The organism is Streptomyces sp. NPDC091371 (assembly GCF_040684275.1).
Lineage (GTDB): Bacteria > Actinomycetota > Actinomycetes > Streptomycetales > Streptomycetaceae > Streptomyces.
Genome location: NZ_JBFBFP010000012.1, coordinates 34397 through 55038, shown reverse-complemented (window position 1 = coordinate 55038; position 20642 = coordinate 34397). Strand labels below are relative to the sequence as shown.

Sequence of the window (20642 nt, the reverse complement as noted above, 5' to 3'; positions counted from 1 at the left end):
GCCCGGCGCGCGGGGGCGCGCCGGGCCCGGTACTGGCTGCTGGTCAGCTGACCTTCTTGGCGTTCTGGATGGACTTCGCGAGGTCCTCCAGGATCTGCGCGCACTTGGCGTACGAGTAGATCGGCTCGGTCACGCGCGGGGTGATCTGGCCGGCCTTGACGGCGGGCAGCTCGGCCCAGGTGGCCTTCGCCTTCAGCTCCTCCGGCTGCAGGGTGCCGGTGCGGTTGTCGAGCAGGACGACGTCGGCCTTGTACTTGCCGGCGTTCTCCCAGCTGAGGCTCTCGAAGAAGCCGCCCTCTTCGAGCTTCTCCGGGGTGACGAACTCGACGCCGAGGGACTTGAAGTACTTCAGGTCTGCCGAGGTGTCCGGGGTGGAGACGTAGAACAGGTCGGCGGAGCCGGAGCCGACGAGCACCTTGACGCCCGGGTTGGCCTTGGTGGCCTCGCGCAGCTTCGCGGCGGCGGCCTCGAAGCGGGCCTTGGCGTCGACGGTGTTCTTGGCGTTCATGTCGGCGCCGAGGGACTTGGCGAGGTCGGCGGTGCGCTCCAGGGCCTTGTCGAGGGTGGCGTCGCCGCCCACGGAGATGGCGGCGGCCGGGGCCAGCTTCAGGATCTTGTCCTTGGAGGCCTCCGGGACGTACCAGTACGTGCCGTCCCAGGTGTTCGTGACGAGCAGGTCGGGCTGGAGGGCCGCGTACTTCTCGACGTTGAACTCGTCGTAGACGTTGCCGAGGATCTCCACCTTCGAGATGTCCATCGAGCCGGCCTGGACGTCGGGCTTGCCGTCGGCGGTCTTGGTCGGGCCGAAGACGCCCTTGACCGGGATGCCGTAGTCGTAGAGCGCGGCCGCGGTACCGGTGAAGGCGACGATGTTCTTCGGCTTCGACTTGGTGCTGACCTCCTTCTTGGAGGCGTCGTCCATGAAGGTCCAGGTGCCCGAGGCCGCGGAGCTCTTGTCGCCCGCACCGTCCTTGGCCTTGTCGGTGCCGCCGCACGCGGCGAGCGCCGCGACGAGGCCGAGGGCGCCGCCGGCCGCGATGATTCCGCGGCGGGTGAAGGAGGAGGTGCGGGACTTGGGCATGTCGATGTCCGATTTCGTGCGTGCCGGTGGCCACTGGGCCGTTCGGAGGGAAGGTTAGCCTAACCTTGGCTGAAGTTGGTAAGGGGGACCTAACTTTCTTCGGGAACGCCGAAGCGGCCCGCGTGGGTACGCGGGCCGCTCGGGGTGCATCCGGGCCTAGAACCGGCCCTGTTCCACCGCTGCTACGGGGTCAGCCGTTGTTGACGGTGAGGGCGGTGTTCTCCGTACCGCACTCGCTGGTGACGGGGTCGTGGGAGGCATCGCCGGAGTACTCGACCAGCCACCGGTAGGTGCCGGTGGTGGATACCCGGTCGGTGGTGTTGTTCGTCGAGGCCGACCCGTTGACGAGGGGCACGTCCCCCGAGTCGTGGATGGGGGTGCCCGTGCACGTGGCGTTGTTGTACAGGCGGAACTTGACGGTCCCGGTCGGAGTCCCGAAGTCGGAGGAGACGGTGGCCGAGTCGTTCGGGAAGAACGACTGCGTGGTCGAGATCCGCGATGCCGCCGTGGTCACGACCAGCGGCTCGGACGTGCACGCGCTGATGGCGGCCTCATTGTTGGCGTCACCGCTGTAGGAGGCCTGCCAGTAGAAGGTGCCGAGCGTGTCGAATGTCAGGGAATCCGAGGGGTCGACCACCCCGTTCGTGACGTTCTTCGTGCCGGCATCCCGCGCCCCGGCCGTGCAGGTGTTGTTCGAGTACACGGTGTAAGTGACCGTGCCGCTCGGGAGCGCCACCGGCGCCATGCTTCCGCCGCTCAGCGTCGCCGTGTCGAAGGTCGACTCGCCGACGTTGATCGTGTCGCGGTCGAGGAGGGTCGCGATCGTCGGCTGCCTCTTGTCGATCACGACCGTTTCGCCGGAGTCACCGCAGGCGGTGGCGCTGTTGGCGTTGTTGTTGTCACCGCTCACGTACTCGGCGGTCCAGTAGTAGGTGCCGACTTCGGTGGGGGTGACCTCCCCGGAGAAGTAGTCGCCGGGGCCGTCCACCGTGACGGGGACGAGGTCGGTCTCGATCTCGCTGTCGGCCGGGCAGCCCTGCTCGTTGAAGAGGTGGAAGGTGATCGTGCCGGTCGCGTCGTCGGTGGCGCCGCCCAGGGTGGCGGTGTCGCTGATCGGGTCGCCGACCGTCACCGGGGTTTCCGTCACCTGGGTGATGAGGGACGTGCAGTTGGTGATCTGCACCCGCTCAGGAGCGATGAAGTCCTTCACCTCGGCGTTGAACGAGTTCGAGGCGCGGCTCTTCGCGTAGGCCGAGCCGAACGACCTGCACCCACCGCCGTTCGGGAAGAGCGCGGTGTACGAGATCGCCGCCTCGCCGAACGTGAACGGGTCCAGCGGGCCGAGGCCGTCGTTGGTGGCGGGAGGCGGGGGCGGGCCGCCGGCCTGGTTCTGCGGGATGGCGATGGTGTTGATCGAACCGAGCGCCAGCGGGTTCGCGCCGCCACTGATGGTCGTGGACGGACCCCAGGCCGTGCCGGCGGCGTTCCATTCGCGGATGGAGATGGAGACGACCTTGGTTTGGTTCCCGGAGAGGTCGTACGTGATCAGCTTGTCGCCCGGGGTGCGGACGGGAGTCGCCGTCTCGGTGGGCCCGTTCATGGCGCAGTTCGTCGGAAGCGCCGACGTGTCGCAGAACTTCTGGTTCAGCTCGAAGTCCACCGTCGCCGTGCCCTGCGGACTCTGCACGCGGGTCCAGAACAGTTCGAGGAACTTCGGCGTCGTGGTCGTCTCCGTGAAGACGCCGAAGGCCTTCAGGTCGTCCTTGCCCGGCGGGATCGAGCCGGTGACGATGGTCGGGTTCGGGTTGTTCTCCGCCGTGCCCTGGCCGAAGGAGTCGTCGCCGGATCCGCTCGGCTTGTCGTACTTCGGCAGCACGCCGGGGCGGAATTCGGTGCCCGTGCCGCCGGTGAGCCAGTCGATGCAGCCGGCTCCGCCGTTGACGACCAGGTTTGCGCTGAGGTCGATCTCGAAGCGGCTGTTGTTGAGCGAGGTCGCCGTCGTCCCACACAGTTGGACGGCCGCCAGCGCCTGAGCGTTCAGTGCCGCGGGCACTGTGAGCGAGGCGGCGAGCGTGGCTGTGACGAGCGCGGCCCTGACTCGGCGCCTGCTCTGAGGCCCGGGCGGCTGCACGGAACTGATCACGAGGGTTTCTCCTCATTGGTTCGAGGCCGGAGCGCGCCTTCACCAACACGCCGGTTCTCCCGCTGCTGCGGAGACTGCGGCGCGACGCGCGGCCAGGAACGTAACACCGGCAAATCGCGCATACGCGGCAACACTCAGAAATGCCTCGATCTCATGATTAGTCATGCAAGATGCGAAAAGCGGCCCGCGAAGAATCGCGGGCCGCTTCGAAAAGGGCAGGGATCAGCCGTTGAAGCCCAGCTCACGGGCGATCAGCATGCGCTGGACCTCGCTCGTGCCCTCGCCGATCTCCAGGATCTTCGAGTCCCGCCACATGCGCGCCACCGGGTACTCGTTCATGAATCCGTAGCCGCCGTGGATCTGCGTCGCCTCACGGGCGTTGTCGACGGCGACCGTCGAGGAGTACAGCTTCGCGATCGCCGCCTCCTTCTTGAACGGCTCGCCCGCGACGAGGCGCGAGGCCGCGTCGCGCCAGCCGATGCGGGCCATGTGGGCGCGCATCTCCATGTCGGCCAGCTTGAACTGGATGGCCTGGTTGTCGCCGATGGCCTTGCCGAAGGCGTGCCGCTCCTTCGCGTACTTCACGGACTCGTCCACACAGCCCTGCGCGAGGCCGGTGGCCAGCGCCGAGATGGCGATCCGGCCCTCGTCCAGGATGCGCAGGAACTGCGCGTAGCCGCGGCCCTCCTCGCCGACGAGGTTCGCGAGCGGGACCCGCACGTCGTCGAAGGACAGCTCACGCGTGTCCGAGGAGTTCCAGCCGACCTTGGAGTACGGGGCGGCCACCGTGAAGCCGGGCGTGCCGGACGGGACGATGATCGAGGAGATCTCCGGGCGGCCGTCCGCCTTGCGGCCCGTCACGGCGGTGACGGTGACCAGGCCGGTGATGTCCGTACCGGAGTTGGTGATGAAGCACTTCGAGCCGTTGATGACCCACTCGTCGCCGTCCCGGACGGCGGTGGTGCGGGTGCCGCCGGCGTCCGAGCCCGCGCCGGGCTCGGTCAGGCCGAAGGCGCCGAGGATCTCGCCGGAGCACATCTTCGGCAGCCACTGCCTCTTCTGCTCCTCGGAGCCGAAGAGGTAGATCGGCATGGCGCCGAGGGAGACCCCCGCCTCCAGGGTGATGGCGACCGAGGAGTCGACCCGGGCCAGCTCCTCCAGGGCGATGCCGAGGGCGAGGTAGTCGCCGCCCATGCCGCCGTACTCCTCCGGGAAGGGCAGGCCGAACAGGCCCATGCGGCCCATCTCGGCGACGATCTCGTACGGGAACTCGTGCCGCTCGTACAGGTCGCCGATCTTCGGGGCGATCACGTCGTGCGCGAACGCCTCGACGGTGCGGCGGAGTTCCTCGTGCTCGGGGGTGAGCCGGTGGTCGAGGGACATGTTCTCGTTACTCCTTGTGGGAGAGGGCGCGGACGGTACGGGAGGGGCTGGGACGCCCCAGCTGTTCGGCCATCCACACGCTCGTGGCGGTGAGGGCGGCCAGATCGACCCCGGTCTCGATGCCGAGGCCGTCGAGCATCCACACCAGGTCCTCGGTCGCGAGGTTGCCGGTGGCGCTCTTCGCGTACGGGCATCCGCCGAGGCCGCCCGCGGAGGCGTCGACGGTGGTCACGCCGTGCTGGAGCGCGGCGAGGGTGTTGGACAGGGCCTGGCCGTAGGTGTCGTGGAAGTGCACGCCGATGCGGTCGGTGCCGACGCCGGCCGCGTTGAGGCCGGTGAGGAGGGCCTGGACGTGCCCCGGGGTGGCGACGCCGATGGTGTCGCCGAGACTCAGCTCGTCACAGCCGAGGTCCAGCAGGGCCTTGGCGACGGAGACCACCTGGTGGACGGGGACCGCGCCCTCCCAAGGGTCGCCGAAGCACATGGAGAGGTAGCCGCGGACATGCGCCCCGCCGTCCTTGGCCCGGGCCACGACGGGCTCGAACATGGCGAGGGACTCGGCGACGGTCCGGTTCAGGTTCCGGGACGCGAAGGTCTCGGTGGCCGAGCCGAAGACGGCGATACGGGTGGCCCCCAGGGCCAGCGCGCGGTCCAGGCCGCGCTCGTTGGGCACGAGGACCGGGAGCGCGGCGCCGGCCGCCCCCACGTCTGCGAGCAGCGGGAACAGCTGCTCGGCGTCGGCCAGCTGCGGCACCCACTTGGGGTGCACGAAGCTGGTGGCCTCGATCGTGGTCAGCCCGGCGGCGGCGAGGCGGCGGATGAACTCCGCCTTCACCTCCGTGGGTACGGCCGTCTTCTCGTTCTGCAGCCCGTCGCGGGCGCCGACCTCGTGGATGCGGACCCGGGCCGGGAGCCCGGGCGCCGGAACGGTCATGGGAAGCCCGACGCTCATGCGCCCGCCTCCGCTTCCGCTTCCGCTTCCGGGGTGACGACGGCCAGGACCTGGTCCATGGCGACCGTGCTTCCAGGGGTCACGTCGAGCTCGGTGACGGTGCCGGAGTGCGGGGCGGAGATGACGTGCTCCATCTTCATCGCCTCCACGACGAGCAGGCTCTGACCGGCGGTCACCTTGTCCCCGACGGCCACCTTGACGACGGTGACGGTGCCGGGCATGGGGGCGGCCAGGGTGTCTGCGCCGGCCCGGCCCGCGCCGGTGAGGTTCGCCATCACGGGGTCGTAGGTCTGCACGTGCCAGGAGTCGGCGTCGCGGCCGAGCCAGGTCCCCTCCGGGGAGGTGGCGTGGCTGAAGGTGTGCGTGATGCCGTCCAGCTCGATGGTGAGGTGGCCGGTGGTTCGGTTGACGATGCGGCCGTGGGCCGGTGCGCTGGGGCTCTGCCCCAGACCCCGCGCCTCAAACGCCGGCGAGGCTGGATCGGTACCGGAGTCGGTCAGTACGAGCTCGGTTCCGGAGCCCGAGGTCCGGGTGCGGACCTCGACCGGGTCCTGGCCGGGAAGCCGGAAGTGGTGCACCGTCCAGGCAGGGGTGCCGCCGAGGCGCCAGCCGTTGGCAGAGTCGAACGGGTCGACCCACCCGGCAGAGCCGCCGCCGTGGCCAGGCGCAGCCACCCCCAGCCCCGCCGGCGTTTGAGGCGCGGGGTCTGGGGCGGAGCCCCAGTTACGGGAAGGGGCGGGGTGGGGGAAAGAGCCCTTCAGCAGCGCCGCCGCCGCGTACACCTCGGCCGGGACGCCCTCCGGCAGCAGGGTGGGGAGGTCCCGCTCGACCAGCCCGGTATCCAGGTCGCCCGACACCACATCCGGGTGGGCCAGCAGACGACGCAGGAACCCCGCATTCGTCTGGACACCCAGGATCACCGTGTCGGCCAGAGCAGCCCGCAGCATGCGCAGGGCTGCCGCCCTGTCCGGCCCGTGGACGATCACCTTCGACAGCATCGGGTCGTACGTCGACCCCACCGGCACGCCCGCCGTCAGCCCGGAGTCCGTACGGACCGCCCCGCCCGACGGCTCGGACAGCGCCAGGACCGTACCGCCGGACGGCAGGAACCCCCGTGCCGGGTCCTCCGCGCAGACGCGGGCCTCGATCGCGTGGCCGGTCAGCCGGATCTCGTCCTGGGTGACGGGCAGGGCCGCGCCGGAGGCGACGCGCAGCTGCTGCTCCACCAGGTCCAGGCCCGTGATCAGCTCCGTCACCGGGTGCTCGACCTGGAGGCGGGTGTTCATTTCCATGAAGTAGTACGAGGACGGGTCCCCGCCCGGGACGATGAACTCCACCGTGCCCGCGCCGACGTACCCGCACGAGCGGGCCGCGTCCACCGCCGCCGCGCCCATCGCCGCGCGCGTCTTCTCGTCCAGCAGGACCGACGGCGCCTCCTCGATCACCTTCTGGTGGCGGCGCTGCAGCGAGCACTCGCGCTCGCCCAGGTGCACCACGTTCCCGAAGGAGTCGGCGAGCACCTGGATCTCGATGTGCCGGGGCCGGTCCACCCAGCGCTCCACCAGCAGGGTGTCGTCGCCGAAGGAGGAGCGGGCCTCGCGGCGGGCCGCCGCGATCTCCTCGCCCAGTACGGCCGCGTCCCGCACCAGCCTCATGCCCTTGCCGCCGCCGCCCGCCGAGGGCTTCAGCAGCACCGGCATGCCGATCTCCTCGGCGGCGGCGACCAGTTCGGCGTCCGACAGGCCGCTGCCGGAGGAGCCCGGGACCACCGGGACACCGGCGGCGCGCACGGTCTCCTTGGCCCGGATCTTGTCGCCCATCAGGGAGATCGCGGAGGCGGGCGGGCCGATGAAGGTCAGCCCGGCCTCCGCGCACGCGGCCGCGAAGGCCGCGTTCTCCGCGAGGAAGCCGTAGCCCGGGTGGATCGCCTCGGCGCCCGTCCGCCGGGCGGCGTCGAGCAGCCGCTCCACCGAGAGGTAGCTCTCGGCGGCGGCCGCCGGGCCGATCCGGACGGCCGTGTCGGCCTCCCGTACGTGGCGCGCGTCGGCGTCCGCGTCGCTGAAGACGGCCACCGACCGCACGCCCAGTTCGCGCAGGGTGCGGATGACGCGTACCGCGATCTCGCCGCGGTTGGCGACCAGAACAGTCGTAAACATGGTCCTCACATCCGGAAGATGCCGAAGCGCGGCTCGCCCAGCGGGGCGTTCGCGCACGCGGTCAGGGCCAGTCCCAGCACCTGCCGGGTCTCCATCGGGTCGATGACCCCGTCGTCCCACAGCCGCGCCGTGGCGTAGTAGGCGTTGCCCTGCTCCTCGTACTGCGCGCGGACCGGGGCCTTGAAGGCCTCCTCGTCCTCGGCGGGCCACTCCTGGCCCGCGCCCTCGATCTGGTCGCGCTTGACCGTGGCCAGGACGGAGGCCGCCTGCTCCCCGCCCATCACGGAGATCTTGGCGTTGGGCCACATCCACAGGAAGCGCGGCGAGTACGCCCGGCCGCACATCGAGTAGTTGCCCGCGCCGTAGGAGCCGCCGACCACCACGGTCAGCTTCGGGACCCGGGCGCAGGCCACGGCCGTGACCATCTTGGCGCCGTGCTTGGCGATGCCGCCGGCCTCGTAGTCCTTGCCGACCATGAAGCCGGAGATGTTCTGGAGGAAGAGGAGCGGGATGCCGCGCTGGTCGCACAGCTCGATGAAGTGGGCGCCCTTCTGGGCGGATTCGGCGAACAGGATGCCGTTGTTGGCGATGATGCCGACCGGGTGGCCGTGGATCCGGGCGAAGCCGGTGACCAGGGTCTGGCCGAACTCGGACTTGAACTCCTGGAAGCGGGAGCCGTCCACGATCCGCGCGATGATCTCGCGGGCGTCGTAGGGGGTGCGGGAGTCGACGGGGACCGCGCCGTACAGCCCGTACGGGTCCACCTTCGGTTCTTCCGGCGCCTCGACCGACCAGGGCAGGGCCCCGCGCTCGGGCAGGGTCGCCACGATGTTCCGTACGATCCGCAGCGCGTGCGCGTCGTCCTCCGCCAGGTGGTCCGTCACGCCCGAGATCCGGGAGTGGACCTCGCCGCCGCCGAGCTCCTCGGCCGTGACCACCTCGCCGGTGGCGGCCTTCACCAGCGGCGGGCCGCCCAGGAAGATCGTGCCCTGGCCGCGGACGATGACGGCCTCGTCGCTCATCGCCGGGACGTACGCCCCGCCCGCCGTGCAGGAGCCGAGGACGGCCGCGATCTGCGGGATGCCGGCGCCCGACATGCGGGCCTGGTTGTAGAAGATGCGGCCGAAGTGCTCCCGGTCGGGGAAGACCTCGTCCTGCATGGGCAGGAAGGCGCCGCCGGAGTCCACGAGGTACAGGCAGGGGAGCCGGTTCTCCAGCGCCACCTCCTGCGCCCGCAGGTGCTTCTTCACCGTCATCGGGTAGTACGTGCCGCCCTTGACGGTGGCGTCGTTCGCGACGATGACGCACTCGCGGCCGCTGACCCGGCCGATGCCCGCGATGACCCCGGCGGCGGGCGCCGCGCCCCCGTACATGCCCTCGGCGGCCAGCGGGGCCAGCTCCAGGAAGGGGGACCCGGGGTCGAGGAGGGTGTCCACGCGGTCGCGGGGGAGGAGCTTCCCGCGGGCGGTGTGGCGGGCGCGGGCCTTCTCGCCGCCACCGAGGCGGGCCGCGTCGAGCCGGGCGCGCAGGCCCTCGGCGAGCTCGCGGTGGGCGGCCTCGTTGGTCCGCCAGGCCTCGGACGCCGGGTCCGCGGCGGTCGTCAGCACTGGTGCCTGCTGCATCGGTCGAGCTCCCTTGCTCGGTCCACACTGTGCACACTGTTAATGGTCGTTAACGTGTATGCGCCTTAGGTTAACGAGCGCTAACCGCCCTGTCTAGAATGGATTCCCATGAGCACCAGAGCGGCCGCCCCGACCCGACGCGAGCAGATCCTCAGTGAGGCCGCCCGCCTCTTCGCCGCACGCGGGTTCCACGGGGTCGGCGTCGACGAGATAGGGGCCGCGGTGGGCATCAGCGGCCCCGGCCTGTACCGGCACTTCGCGGGCAAGGACGCCATGCTCGCCGAGCTGCTCGTCGGGATCAGCGAGCGGCTGCTGACCGGCGGGCGCCGGCGCGTGGAGGAAGCCGGCGGGGATCCGGCGGCCCTGCTGTCCTCCCTCATCGACGGCCACATCGACTTCGCCCTCGACGACCGGGCGCTGATCACCCTGCACGACCGGGAGCTCGACCGGCTGCGGGAGGCCGACCGCAAGCTCGTACGGCAGCTGCAGCGCCAGTACGTGGAGCTGTGGGTGGACGTCGTACGCCGGCTGCACCCCGAGGTCGGCGAGGCCGAGGTACGGGTCTCCGTGCACGCGGTCTTCGGCCTGCTGAACTCCACCCCGCACCTGGCGGCGCTCGGCCGGGAGGCCACGGAGTCGCTGCTGCGGCGGCTGGCGCACGGGGCGTTCGCGGCCCTGTCGGACTGAGCGGACGCGGCGCCTCCGGCCGGGCGGCGGCAGAATGGCCCGTATGCCGAAGCCGATAGAGACGCCAGTCCCCAGCCGAGCCGAGCTCATCGACCACCTGGTCCGCACGCGGATCGCGGGGCAGGTCGCGACCCCGCGCGAGAACAACCTCTCCCACTACAGGAAGCTCGCCAACGGCGACCGGCACTACTGGCTCGGCCTGGAGCTGGGCGACCGCTGGACCGACGAGCAGGACGTACTGGCGGTCATGGCCGAGCGCGTCGGCGTCGTGGACGACCCGGCGTTCCGCGTGGGCCAGGACACCATCGACCCCGAGCTGACCGTGGCCGGCCTGGACCGGATGGCCGCGCGGCTGCGGAAGGCGGCCCTGGACCGGCAGAGCGTGCTGTTCGCCACGGGGCACCCGGGCGGGCTGCTGGACGTCCACCGGGCGACGGCCGCGGCGCTGCGGGCGGCGGGCTGCGAGATCGTGGTCATCCCCTCCGGCCTGGTCGCGGACGAGGGCTCGGTGTGGCAGTTCGCGGACGTCGCGGTCCTGGAGCGGGGCGCGACGCTGTGGCACACGCACTCGCCGGAGCCGATGGCCGCGATCCTGGACGGGCTGGCGGCTTCGAACCGCCCGCAGCCGGGCCTGGTCGTCGCCGACCACGGCTGGGCGGGCTGCGCGGCGCAGCGCGGCCTGGACGCGGTGGGCTACGCGGACTGCAACGACCCCGCGCTGTTCCTCGGCGAGGCGGAGGGCACCCTCCAGGTGGCGGTCCCCCTGGACGACCACGTCCGCGACCCGCGCTTCTACGACCCGATGGTGGCCTACCTCCTCGCCGCGGCGGGCCTTCTGGAGGAGTAGCCCGGCGGGCCGCCCCCCGGGGCTCCGCCCCGTACCCCGCGCCTCAAACGCCGGCGGGGCTGGGTTTCGCCGGATCCCCCGGGGTTGTCAGTGCGGGCCCTTACGTTCGGGGCATGGACAAGTCCGTGAACCCGCTGTCGGCGCTCGGATCCGCGCCCCCCGGTCTGCCCGCGGGCCGGCTTGTCAGTCGGCCCGTCCGGCGGAGCCGGCTGCGGCGGGCTCGGTCGGAGACGTTGCTGTGGCTCTCCGACGAGCCGGTCGACGCCCCGGCCTCCGCGTATCCCGCGCCCGCCGGGCTCCAGGCCGTGCTGCTGCACGACCGGCATGGGCCCCAGGAGTGGTGGGACGACGAGGACTACCTGGATCCGCACCTGACCTCCGACCCGGACGACCACCACGTCCAGCCGGTGCTGCGGGACTTCTGGGACGCGGTGGTGCCCGACCCCGAGGAAGGGGCGGAGGGGGAGGACCTGATCGCGCCCTTCGGGCGGGACTGGCCGGGCCTCGCCATGGCGGGGGCGGCGGTCGGGGACCCGGCCGCGGGGGCCGGCGCACTCGCCCGCGAGCTCATCCGGGACGGCGTGCTGGGGCGCCCCCGCCTGGCCCTGGTCCCGGCCCGGCGGGGCGCCGACGTGCCCGCCGCCATCGGCTGGTCCGGCCCGGTCAACCACGAGAACGACATGGCCAGGATCGCCGCCGTGCTGCGCTCCTGGGAGGACCGCTTCGGCGCCCGCGTCCTGGCGCTCGGCTTCGCGAGCCTCGACCTGTACGTCCCGGCACCGCCCCGCACCCTCGCCCAGGCCCTGCCTGTGGCCGCCGAGCACTTCGCCTTCTGCCCGGACAACGTCTGGCAGGGCTCCGGCACCGTGCGCGACTACGCCGAGGAGGCGATTGTCGGCTCGGCGCACTGGTCGTTCTGGTGGGACTGAGGGCGGGTCACGGGGCCGGCGTCGGGTCCAGGTACACCCGGCGGATCGCCGGGAAGCGGTCGCGCAGGCGGGACTCCGCGTCCTCGCACGCCGCCTCCACCTGCCCGGCGGTGGCCAGGTCGTGGAAGTCGACCTTCGCCGCGATCAGCACCTCCGCCGGGCCCTGCACCAGCGTGGTGAGTTCGAGGACCGCCGCCACGTGCGGCACGCCCAGCAGCACCTCCCGGACCTCGCCCCGCATCGGCGCCGGCAGCGGCCGCCCGATCAGGTACTGCGCGTTGGAGCGGCCCAGCTCCCACGCCACCCACACCAGCAGCAGCTCGATCAGCAGCGAGGCCACCCCGTCGTACGCGCCCGAGCCGGTGAGCTGCGCCCCCTCGCCGTGCACGAGCGTGTGGATGCCGTCGTACATCGCGAACACCGCGCCGCCGACGAAGGTCGCGATCGAGGCGAGCAGCGCCCAGATGTACCGCTCGGGCCCGTAGCCCAGAGGGTGCGCCTCGTCCGCGGGCTTCGCGCTGCGCTTGAGGGAGGTCAGGAGCAGTACTTCGGTCACCGTGTCGGCCACCGAGTGCGCGGCCTCCGACAGCATCGCGCTCGATCCGCTGACGATCCCGCCGAACGCCTTCGCGGCGGCGATCCCCAGGTTGGTCAGAGCGGCGACGATCACGGTGCCGACGCTCTCGGATTCCGCTTCCGCTCCCGCTTCGGATGTCATGGACCGACGTTTTGTCCGATGATCAGCGCGGAACGCGTACGACACCCTCCTGGATGACCGTCACGGCCAGCCGCCCGTCCTGGGTCCAGATCCGGGCCTGGCCCAGGCCCCGCCCGGCGGCCGCCGACGGCGACTCCTGGTCGTACAGCAGCCATTCGTCCGCGCGGAACGGCCGGTGGAACCACATCGCGTGGTCGAGGGAGGCGCCGACCACGTCGCCGACGGCCCAGCCGCCCCGGCCGTGCGCGAGCAGCACCGAGTCGAGCAGGGTCATGTCGGAGACGTACGTGGCCAGGCAGGTGTGCAGCAGCGGGTCGTCGCTCTCCAGCTTGTCGGCCGTACGGAACCACACCTGCGTGTGGGGTTCGATCGGCTCGCCGACGCTGCCCCACGGCGGGGTCGTCGCGTACCGCAGGTCCACCGCGCCGCGCGCGTCGATCAGCCGCTCCACCACGCCCGGGTCGCGGAAGACGTCCCGGTAGGCGGGCAGGGACTGCTCCGCCGTCGGCAGGGACTCCGGGTCCGGGGCGGCGGGCATGGCGGCCTGGTGGTCGAGCCCTTCCTCGTACGTCTGGAACGACGCGGAGAGGTGGAAGATCGGCTGGCCGTGCTGGACGGCGACCACCCGGCGGGTGGTGAAGGAGCGCCCGTCGCGGATCCGGTCCACCGAGTAGACGATGGGCGCGCCCGCGTCCCCGGCGCGCAGGAAGTACGAGTGCAGCGAGTGCGCGGTGCGGTCCTCGGGCACGGTCCGGCCGGCCGCGACCAGCGCCTGGGCCGCGACCTGGCCGCCGAAGACGCGCGGCACCAGCGAAGGACGGCTGGTACCGCGGAAGATGTTCTCCTCGATCTGCTCGAGGTCGAGCAGATCGAGGAGCGTCGTCAGTGCCTCGTTCATGGGGGAAGCGTAAGTGCCTTGACGGACTTACGAGCCTTAAAGACCCATGGACTTGGCGATGATGGACTTCATGATCTCGCTGGTACCGCCGTAGATGCGGTTGACGCGGTTGTCGGCGTACAGACGGGCGATCGGGTACTCGTTCATGTAGCCGTAACCGCCGTGCAGCTGGAGGCACTTGTCGATCACGCGGTGCGCGACCTCGGTGCAGAACAGCTTGGCGCTGGCGGCCTCGGCCGGGGTCAGCTCGCCCGCGTCCAGGGCCTCCAGGGCGCGGTCGGCGACGGCCTGGGCCGCGTCCACCTCGGCCTGGCAGGAGGCCAGTTCGAACTTGGTGTTCTGGAAGTGCGCGACCGGCTTGCCGAAGACGGTGCGGTCCGTGACGTACTGCTGGGCGAACCGGACGGCCGCGGCGGCCTGCGCGTACGCGCCGAAGGCGATGCCCCAGCGCTCGGACGCCAGGTTGTGGCCGAGGTAGTAGAAGCCCTTGCCCTCCTCGCCGAGCAGGTCCTCGACCGGCACCTTCACGTCGACGAACGCCAGCTCGGCGGTGTCGGAGGTGCGCAGGCCGAGCTTGTCCAGCTTGCGGCCGATGGAGTAGCCCTCGGACTTGGTGTCCACGGCGAACAGCGAGATGCCGGAGCGGCGGTCCTCGGCCGTCGGGGCGGAGGTGCGGGCGCAGACGATCACGCGGTCGGCGTGGACGCCACCGGTGATGAAGGTCTTGGCGCCGTTGAGGACGTAGTGCGTGCCGTCCTCGGAGAGCTTGGCGGTGGTCTTCATGCCCGCGACGTCGGAACCGGTGCCCGGCTCGGTCATCGCGAGGGCCCACATCTCCTCGCCGGTGACGAACTTCTCGAGGTAACGCTTCTTCTGCTCGTCGTTGGCGAGCATCTTGATGTAGGGGAGCGCCAGCAGCACGTGCACGCCCGAGCCGCCGAACTGGACGCCCGCGCGCGAGGTCTCTTCGTAGAGCACGGCTTCGAACTTGTGGGTGTCCAGGCCCGCGCCGCCGAACTCCTCGGGGACGTTGATGCCGAACAGGCCCAGCTCGCCGAGCTTGTAGTAGAAGTCGCGCGGAGCCTGGCCCGCGGCGAACCACTCGTCGTAGACGGGGACGACCTCGGCCTCGATGAAGGCGCGGATGGTCTCGCGGAATGCCTCGTGGTCCTCGTTGAACACCGTACGGCGCACGGCCGACTCCCCTCTTTGCGGCTGAACCACCGCCGCTCTCGCGGAGGTGGTTGTGCGCCGTCGTGGTCCCTCGAATGATGGCTGATACCTAAGCGCTTGCTCAGGTTAAGTTACCCGCGAGTTGTCCTCCCTGTCCAGAGTCCGGGACGTGAGTCAGGCCTCGTCGAGGAAGGGGACCACGGCCGCCGGCAGGAGCGGGGAGGCGAAGAGGTCATAGTGCGTGGCGCCCGGCAGGACGGCCAGCCGGGATGCCGGACGGCCCGATCCGTCCCAGCCCGGGTCCTTCCGGCCCCCGCCGAGCAGGCCGAAGAACTCGGCCATGTGGGCGGGCGGCACCGCGTCGGCGTCACCGAACACCAGCAGGGTGGGCGCAGTGATCCCGGTGATCTCGGACGTCCAGTCGTAGTCCTGCTGCACCAGCTCGGCCACCTTGCCGACGAGGACCGGCCAGTCCTCCGCCCGGGGCGCGAGGCGGGCGTACGCGTCGTAGACCGGGGACTGCTTCATCGGCTCGGCGGCCGCCGCGCTCATCTGGTCCATCTGGGCCCTGACCTCGGGAAACCAGCCGTCCCGCCGGGCGGGAGCGGAGACCACGACCAAGCGGCGCACGAGGCCCGGGTGCTGGATGGCGGTGCGCAGGGCGACTTCGGCGCCCAGGGAGTAGCCGAGCAGGTCAGCCCGCTCCGCGCCGACCTCCTTGAGCAGGGCGGCGACGTCGTCGGCCATCAGCTCCGCCTGCAGCGGGCGGTCGATGTCCGCCGTGCGGCCGTGGGCCTGGAGGTCGACGACGAGGACCCGGCGCCGCTCGGCGAGTGCGGGCAGCAGCGGCGCGAACATCTCACCACTCCCCAGCCCGCCGTGCAGCAGCACCAGCGGGTCGCCGCCGTCACCGTCCGCGGCCGGGCCGTGCTCCTCGAAGTACAACGACAGGCCGTTCACCTCGGCGTAGCTCATCGACTCACCCTTCTCGAAAGATCACTCGCTCGTTCGAGAGGGTTGACTGCCGGGGCACGCCGAACTCATCGGCCGCGGCGACGAAATTCTCGGCGATTCGCTCCGCGCCGTGCACCGGGTCGCCCTCAGGCGTGGGGCCCGGCTTCCGGAGGCGGTGCGGGACGCGCTGCGGGGGGAGTGGCCTCCCAGCGCAGGGCGAACCACAGCTCCATGCGGGTGTCCGGATCGTCCAGGTCGCGGTCCAGGAGGGCGGCGGCCCGGGAGATCCGCTGGCGGACCGTGTTGCGGTGGACGCCGAGCGCGGCGGCGGTGCGGTCCCAGCTGCCGTGGTGGGCCAGCCAGGCGCGCAGGGTTTCGCGCAGCGCGGGGTTCAGCGGGGCCAGCAGGGCCTCGGCGTGGGCGCGGGCCTCGGCCTCGCCGACCAGCCCCGCGAAGCCGGGGTCGGCGGGCCGCCCGAGCGGGGTGCGGGCCGCCTCCGCCCGTTCCAGGGCGCGCCGGGCCTGGGCGTCTGCCGTCGCCAGCTCCGCCGGCCCGGCCGGGGCGCTCACCCCCAGGCGCCACCCCGGCTGCACGGCGGGCTCCCGGTCGGCGAGCAGGCGTACGCGATCCCCCTGTGCGTCCAGCAGTACGGTGCCCAGCGCGGCCGCCAGGGCGTGCGGGTCGGCTGCGCCGCGGGCGTGGACGACGTACCAGGGCCCGGGGGCGAGGGCGTCGGCCGGGGACCCGCCGAGGAGCAGCCGGGTGAGGGCCGCGGCCTCTGCCCTGGCCGGGCGGTGGGTGGTGAGCAGGCTCAGCAGCACCGCCGCCACCGAGGCGATGGTGTGGTCCCCGGGGGAGCGCGCCGGGGCGGCGACCCCGAGCGCGGTGGCGGGGCCGGGTTCCGGCAGGCCGGCGGGGGCGCTGGGTCCGGGCTGGTTCGCGGGGGTCCCGGAGCCTCCGGCCCGGCTCGCGGAGGTGCCGGGGCCGGGCGCGGGCCGGCCCGGCGCGGTGGCGGGGACTGTGCCCGTGGCCGGGAGGCTGTCGGGGGCGGGGCCGGGCTGGGCCGCGGGGGTGGCGGGCGCGGAGCCGGGCCGGGGCGCGGGGGTTTCGGGGGCGGAGCCCGCCGCAGGCGTTGGGCGGCCCAGGGCATACGCCGCGAGGTGCCACCCCGCGGCCTGGTCGGTCGCCGTCGAGGGGCCGCCCGGCCGCCCGGCCCGGGCCAGCAGCGCGTGCAGGGCCGCTGCCGCCCCGGGGGGCGGCGGGGCGCCCGCCGAGCGGCCGTCCGGCCAGAGCGTGACGTGGCCGCCGAGGCTCGCCGCGAGGCGGGAAAGCACCGCCGGGACCGGATCGGGGCGGGCGGCGGCCGCGGCCAGGGACTGCTGGGCCTCGGTCACCCGGCGCAGCTCGCGGGTGCGGGCCTCGGCCATCAGCCGCCAGACGGCGCGGGCGACCGCCGTGAAGGGGGTCGCCGGTGGGACCTCCAGCAGCGGCAGGCCGTGCCGTTCGCAGGCCTCGACGAGGGTCCGCGGCACCGTCTCGTGCACGGGGGTCACCCCGAACCCGAGCGCGGCCACCCCGGCCCGCACGAGCCGCCGCACATACTCCTCGGCCTCCCCGCCACCGCCGGCCTGCCCGGTGCTGCCCGCCAGCCCGGCGACGGCCTCCCCCGCCTGCCCGGCCGGCGAGGCCCCCGTGAGGTCGGCGCCCGCCGTCAGCAGGAGTTCTCCGCCCAGGAGGTACGGGGAGGGGTCCGCCATCTCCGAGGCGTGGACGCCGTGGACCCGGACGTCGGCGCCGCCCCCCAGCAGCCGCAGCCCCAGCCCGTCCGTGCCGAGCAGGGCGGCGAGCCGGACCGGCTCGGTCGGCGGCGTGGGCCGCGGGCCCCCGCCCGCCCGCTCCGCGCCGTCGGCAGGAGGCAGCTCCATGGATACTCCGTACACATCTGTGGCCTGTAGTGGATGAAACGTACACTTCGCGCGCCCGAGGTGTCCGCTTACGCTCGAAGGACCGCACCGATCAGCCATCCGGAAGGGCACCCCTCATGAGCACGCAGCCGCGCGGACCCGTCGACTCCTCCCGCATCCCGCGCTACGCGGGCCCGGCGACCTTCGCCCGGCTGCCCCGCCTCGACGAGGTCGGCTCCGCCGACGTCGCCGTCGTCGGCGTGCCCTTCGACTCGGGCGTCTCCTACCGCCCCGGCGCCCGCTTCGGCGGCAACGCGATCCGCGAGGCCTCGCGCCTGCTGCGCCCGTACAACCCGGCGCAGGACGCCTCCCCCTTCGCCCTCGCGCAGGTCGCGGACGCCGGCGACATCGCCGTGAACCCCTTCAACATCAACGAGGCCGTCGAGACCGTCGAGGCCGCCGCCGACGAGCTGCTGAACGCCGGCTCCCGCCTGATGACCCTCGGCGGCGACCACACCATCGCCCTCCCCCTCCTGCGCTCCGTCGCGAAGAAGCACGGCCCGGTCGCGCTCCTCCACTTCGACGCGCACCTCGACACCTGGGACACGTACTTCGGCGCCGAGTACACCCACGGCACCCCGTTCCGCCGCGCCGTCGAGGAGGGCATCCTCGACACCGAGGCGCTGTCCCACGTCGGCACCCGCGGCCCGCTCTACGGCAAGCAGGACCTGGACGACGACGCCAAGATGGGCTTCGGCATCGTCACCTCCGCCGACGTCTACCGCCGCGGCGCCGACGAGATCGCCGACCAGCTGCGCCAGCGCATCGGCGACCGCCCCCTCTACATCTCCATCGACATCGACGTGCTCGACCCGGCCCACGCGCCCGGCACCGGCACCCCGGAGGCGGGCGGCATGACCTCCCGCGAGCTGCTGGAGATCATCCGGGGCCTGTCCTCCTGCAACCTGGTTTCGGCGGATGTGGTCGAGGTGGCCCCGGCGTACGATCACGCGGAGATCACCTCGGTCGCGGCCTCGCACACCGCGTACGAGCTCACCACGATCATGAGCCGCCAGATCGCGGCGGCGAAGGCGAAGTAAGCGCAGCAAGAAGGGCACCACGCACCCGTGACGCACGACCACGACCTGGTTCTCCGCCCCACCGAAGCCCAGACGGCCGCCGCCCTGGCGCCGCCACCGGGCCGCACGGGCGGGGACCTGGTCGTGGAGACGCTGCGCTCGCTCGGCGCGACCACCGTGTTCGGCCTGCCGGGCCAGCACGCCCTCGGCCTCTTCGACGCCGTCGGCCGCTCCGACCTCCGCCTCATCGGGCTCCGTACGGAGAACAACGCGGCCTTCGCCGCCGACGCGTACGGCCGCCTCACGGGCGAAGCGGTCCCGCTGCTCCTCTCGACCGGCCCCGGCGCCCTCATGGCCCTGCCGGCCCTCGCCGAGGCCGCGGCCGCCTCGGCCCCCGTCCTGGCGGTCTCCTCCCAGGTCCCGACCCCCGGCCTGGGCGGCGGGCGCCGCGGCCACCTGCACGAGCTGCGCGACCAGTCCGCCTCCTTCCGCGAGGTGGTGAAGTCGGTCCACCTCGCCCGCACCCCCTCCCAGATCCCCTCCGTCATCGCGGAGGCCTGGGAGTCGGCGCTGACCGCCCCGCACGGCCCCGTCTGGGTGGAGATCCCGGAGGACGTGCTGCGTGCGGAAACGCTGATCCCCCAGGTCACGGGCATGGACGCGACCCCGCACGAACTGGCCCCCCGCCCGGAGCTCACCGCGCTGGCCGCCCACTGGCTGGCGAAGGCGGAGCGCCCCGTGATCATCGCGGGCGGCGGAGTGGTCCGCGCCGACGCCTCCGGCAAGCTGCGGCAGCTCGCCGAACGCCTGAACGCCCCCGTCGTCACCACCTTCGGCGGCAAGGGCGCCTTCCCGTGGACGCACCCGCTGTCCCTCCAGTCCTGGCTGGAGGACCGCCACACGACGGACTTCCTGGAGGACGCGGACGTCCTCCTCGTCGTGGGCTCCGGCCTGGGCGAACTGTCCTCGAACTACCACACGTTCTTCCCCACGGGCCGGGTCGTCCAGATCGAGGCCGACCTCGGCAAGCTGGAGTCCAACCACCCGGCCCTGGGCATCCACGCGGACGCCCGCCTCGCGCTCCAGGCCCTCCTGGAAACGGTGCCCGTCCGCGAGGACCCGACCGCCCCCGAGCGCGTGAAGCTGCTCCTCGCCGCCGTCGCGGACCGCCTCGCCACCCAGGACGTGGCGCGTGAGCAGCAGCTCCTGACCTCCATCCGCCAGGCCCTGCCGCCCCGCTCCCCGTCCTTCTGGGACATGACGATCCTGTCGTACTGGGCCTGGTCGGCCTTCGACCCTAAGCACCCCAACACCATGCACTCGGCGCAGGGCGCGGGCGGCCTCGGCTACGCCTTCCCGGCCGCGCTCGGCGCGGCCCTCGCGGAGCCGGACACCCCGGTGCTGGCGGTCTCGGGCGACGGTGGGGCGATGTACTCGGTCTCCGAACTGGCCACCGCGCGCCAGCACGACCTGGACGTCACCTGGCTGATCGTGGACGACGGCGGCTACGGCATCCTGCGCGAGTACATGACGGACTCCTTCGGCCGCGCCACGGCCACCGAACTCACCCGCCCCGACTTCGTGGCCCTGGCCGGGTCCTTCGGCGTCCCGGCCGCCACGACGAGCCCGGAAACCCTGAAGGACGACCTGAAGAAGGCCCTCGGTACTCCCGGCCCCTCGGTCCTCGTCCTCCCGGCCACCCTCAAGATGTTCGCCCCGACGCACCTCTAGGAGCGGCCGGAGCCGGGGCGGGCCCGTCAGCAGATCGGGCCCGGCCGGGCCGCCGTCGCGCGCAGGAGGTCGCGGACCAGGTCGAAGTCGATGGACTCCGGCTTGCGGAAGCGCAGGCAGCCCTTGCCCGTGTCATGGCCGGCCAGGGCCTCGGCGAAGGCGTCCCGGACGTCCGTGCGCATGAGGTGGAAGGAGACGTACTGCTTCTGGCTCGCGAACGCGATCTCGCCGACGCCGTCCCGTTCGTACACCGGCATCCCGTACGCCATGACCTCCTCGAAGCCCTCCAGCTCCGCCCGGCACAGCTCCCGCAGCCTGGTCACGACCCCGTTCGATTGTTGCGGCGGGATGAAATCAGCCGGTCGGGACGTTGGCGCTTCCGGCA

At 72.4% G+C, this 20642-nt stretch carries 17 protein-coding genes; 5 read left to right on the top strand and 12 right to left on the bottom strand.

Features of this window, described 5'->3' with window-relative positions; genetic code table 11:
- Positions 1-43 precede the first annotated feature (43 nt).
- The 6 genes from AB0O21_RS16010 to AB0O21_RS15985 all read right to left on the bottom strand — a co-directional run bounded on the left by AB0O21_RS16010 (position 44) and on the right by AB0O21_RS15985 (position 9337).
- A complete protein-coding gene (locus tag AB0O21_RS16010; protein WP_365171447.1) occupies positions 44-1081 on the bottom strand; it encodes an ABC transporter substrate-binding protein in 1038 nt (345 codons plus the stop codon).
- 190 nt (positions 1082-1271) lie between these two features.
- Positions 1272-3224 (bottom strand): hypothetical protein, encoded by a 1953-nt coding sequence (locus AB0O21_RS16005; protein WP_365171445.1) that lies wholly within the window; start codon positions 3222-3224, stop codon positions 1272-1274.
- A 222-nt stretch (positions 3225-3446) separates the two neighbouring features.
- A complete protein-coding gene (locus tag AB0O21_RS16000; RefSeq protein WP_365171443.1) occupies positions 3447-4607 on the bottom strand; it encodes an acyl-CoA dehydrogenase family protein in 1161 nt (386 codons plus the stop codon).
- Positions 4608-4614: 7 nt separating this feature from the next.
- Positions 4615-5559 (bottom strand): hydroxymethylglutaryl-CoA lyase, encoded by a 945-nt coding sequence (locus tag AB0O21_RS15995; protein WP_365171441.1) that lies wholly within the window; start codon positions 5557-5559, stop codon positions 4615-4617.
- Complete coding sequence (locus tag AB0O21_RS15990; protein ID WP_365171439.1) at positions 5556-7715, bottom strand: acetyl-CoA carboxylase biotin carboxylase subunit; 2160 nt, start codon at positions 7713-7715, stop codon at positions 5556-5558. The genes AB0O21_RS15995 and AB0O21_RS15990 overlap by 4 nt, the downstream gene beginning before the upstream one ends.
- A gap of 5 nt (positions 7716-7720) precedes the next feature.
- Entirely contained in the window at positions 7721-9337 is a 1617-nt protein-coding gene (locus AB0O21_RS15985) for a carboxyl transferase domain-containing protein (protein ID WP_365171437.1), read from the bottom strand.
- Positions 9338-9445: 108 nt separating this feature from the next.
- Here AB0O21_RS15985 and AB0O21_RS15980 point away from each other — a divergent pair, with 108 nt between their 5' ends.
- The 3 genes from AB0O21_RS15980 to AB0O21_RS15970 all read left to right on the top strand — a co-directional run bounded on the left by AB0O21_RS15980 (position 9446) and on the right by AB0O21_RS15970 (position 11800).
- Positions 9446-10024, top strand: coding sequence for a TetR/AcrR family transcriptional regulator (locus tag AB0O21_RS15980; RefSeq protein WP_365171435.1), 579 nt, complete (start codon positions 9446-9448; stop codon positions 10022-10024).
- A 34-nt stretch (positions 10025-10058) separates the two neighbouring features.
- Complete coding sequence (locus tag AB0O21_RS15975; RefSeq protein ID WP_365171433.1) at positions 10059-10871, top strand: phosphatase; 813 nt, start codon at positions 10059-10061, stop codon at positions 10869-10871.
- A 113-nt stretch (positions 10872-10984) separates the two neighbouring features.
- Entirely contained in the window at positions 10985-11800 is an 816-nt protein-coding gene (locus AB0O21_RS15970) for a DUF4253 domain-containing protein (RefSeq protein ID WP_365171431.1), read from the top strand.
- Between the two features lie 7 nt (positions 11801-11807).
- Here the strand turns inward: AB0O21_RS15970 and AB0O21_RS15965 are convergent, their stop codons facing one another.
- From AB0O21_RS15965 to AB0O21_RS15945, 5 genes are all read right to left on the bottom strand, one after another.
- Entirely contained in the window at positions 11808-12518 is a 711-nt protein-coding gene (locus AB0O21_RS15965; protein ID WP_365171429.1) for a cation transporter, read from the bottom strand.
- A 22-nt stretch (positions 12519-12540) separates the two neighbouring features.
- Positions 12541-13416, bottom strand: coding sequence for an acyl-CoA thioesterase II (locus tag AB0O21_RS15960; RefSeq protein WP_365171427.1), 876 nt, complete (start codon positions 13414-13416; stop codon positions 12541-12543).
- Between the two features lie 36 nt (positions 13417-13452).
- The gene (locus AB0O21_RS15955) at positions 13453-14610 is read right to left on the bottom strand and encodes an acyl-CoA dehydrogenase family protein (protein WP_365171425.1); all 1158 of its coding nucleotides are present in this window, start codon (positions 14608-14610) and stop codon (positions 13453-13455) included.
- Between the two features lie 153 nt (positions 14611-14763).
- Entirely contained in the window at positions 14764-15564 is an 801-nt protein-coding gene (locus tag AB0O21_RS15950; protein ID WP_365171423.1) for an alpha/beta hydrolase, read from the bottom strand.
- A 125-nt stretch (positions 15565-15689) separates the two neighbouring features.
- Positions 15690-17468: a helix-turn-helix domain-containing protein gene (locus tag AB0O21_RS15945; RefSeq protein ID WP_365171421.1), complete on the bottom strand. Its 1779-nt coding sequence runs from the start codon at positions 17466-17468 to the stop codon at positions 15690-15692.
- 116 nt (positions 17469-17584) lie between these two features.
- Between AB0O21_RS15945 and speB the strand changes: the two genes are divergently transcribed.
- Complete coding sequence (speB, locus tag AB0O21_RS15940) at positions 17585-18547, top strand: agmatinase (protein ID WP_365171419.1); 963 nt, start codon at positions 17585-17587, stop codon at positions 18545-18547.
- Between the two features lie 27 nt (positions 18548-18574).
- Positions 18575-20257, top strand: a complete 1683-nt coding sequence (locus tag AB0O21_RS15935; protein WP_365171417.1) for a thiamine pyrophosphate-binding protein — start codon at positions 18575-18577, stop codon at positions 20255-20257.
- 26 nt (positions 20258-20283) lie between these two features.
- Here AB0O21_RS15935 and AB0O21_RS15930 read toward each other — a convergent pair whose 3' ends face one another.
- Positions 20284-20607: a DUF1801 domain-containing protein gene (locus tag AB0O21_RS15930; protein WP_365171685.1), complete on the bottom strand. Its 324-nt coding sequence runs from the start codon at positions 20605-20607 to the stop codon at positions 20284-20286.
- Positions 20608-20642 lie beyond the last annotated feature (35 nt).

What these genes read in the sequence shown, in the direction of transcription:
- AB0O21_RS16010 (WP_365171447.1), bottom strand. Translation starts at nt 1,081, where the DNA reads ATGCCCAAGTCCCGCACCTCCTCCTTCACCCGCCGCGGAATCATCGCG.
- AB0O21_RS16000 (WP_365171443.1), bottom strand. Translation starts at nt 4,607, where the DNA reads ATGTCCCTCGACCACCGGCTCACCCCCGAGCACGAGGAACTCCGCCGC.
- AB0O21_RS15995 (WP_365171441.1), bottom strand. Translation starts at nt 5,559, where the DNA reads ATGAGCGTCGGGCTTCCCATGACCGTTCCGGCGCCCGGGCTCCCGGCC.
- AB0O21_RS15990 (WP_365171439.1), bottom strand. Translation starts at nt 7,715, where the DNA reads ATGTTTACGACTGTTCTGGTCGCCAACCGCGGCGAGATCGCGGTACGC.
- AB0O21_RS15985 (WP_365171437.1), bottom strand. Translation starts at nt 9,337, where the DNA reads ATGCAGCAGGCACCAGTGCTGACGACCGCCGCGGACCCGGCGTCCGAG.
- AB0O21_RS15980 (WP_365171435.1), top strand. Translation starts at nt 9,446, where the DNA reads ATGAGCACCAGAGCGGCCGCCCCGACCCGACGCGAGCAGATCCTCAGT.
- AB0O21_RS15975 (WP_365171433.1), top strand. Translation starts at nt 10,059, where the DNA reads ATGGCCCGTATGCCGAAGCCGATAGAGACGCCAGTCCCCAGCCGAGCC.
- AB0O21_RS15970 (WP_365171431.1), top strand. Translation starts at nt 10,985, where the DNA reads ATGGACAAGTCCGTGAACCCGCTGTCGGCGCTCGGATCCGCGCCCCCC.
- AB0O21_RS15965 (WP_365171429.1), bottom strand. Translation starts at nt 12,518, where the DNA reads ATGACATCCGAAGCGGGAGCGGAAGCGGAATCCGAGAGCGTCGGCACC.
- AB0O21_RS15960 (WP_365171427.1), bottom strand. Translation starts at nt 13,416, where the DNA reads ATGAACGAGGCACTGACGACGCTCCTCGATCTGCTCGACCTCGAGCAG.
- AB0O21_RS15950 (WP_365171423.1), bottom strand. Translation starts at nt 15,564, where the DNA reads ATGAGCTACGCCGAGGTGAACGGCCTGTCGTTGTACTTCGAGGAGCAC.
- AB0O21_RS15945 (WP_365171421.1), bottom strand. Translation starts at nt 17,468, where the DNA reads ATGGAGCTGCCTCCTGCCGACGGCGCGGAGCGGGCGGGCGGGGGCCCG.
- speB (WP_365171419.1), top strand. Translation starts at nt 17,585, where the DNA reads ATGAGCACGCAGCCGCGCGGACCCGTCGACTCCTCCCGCATCCCGCGC.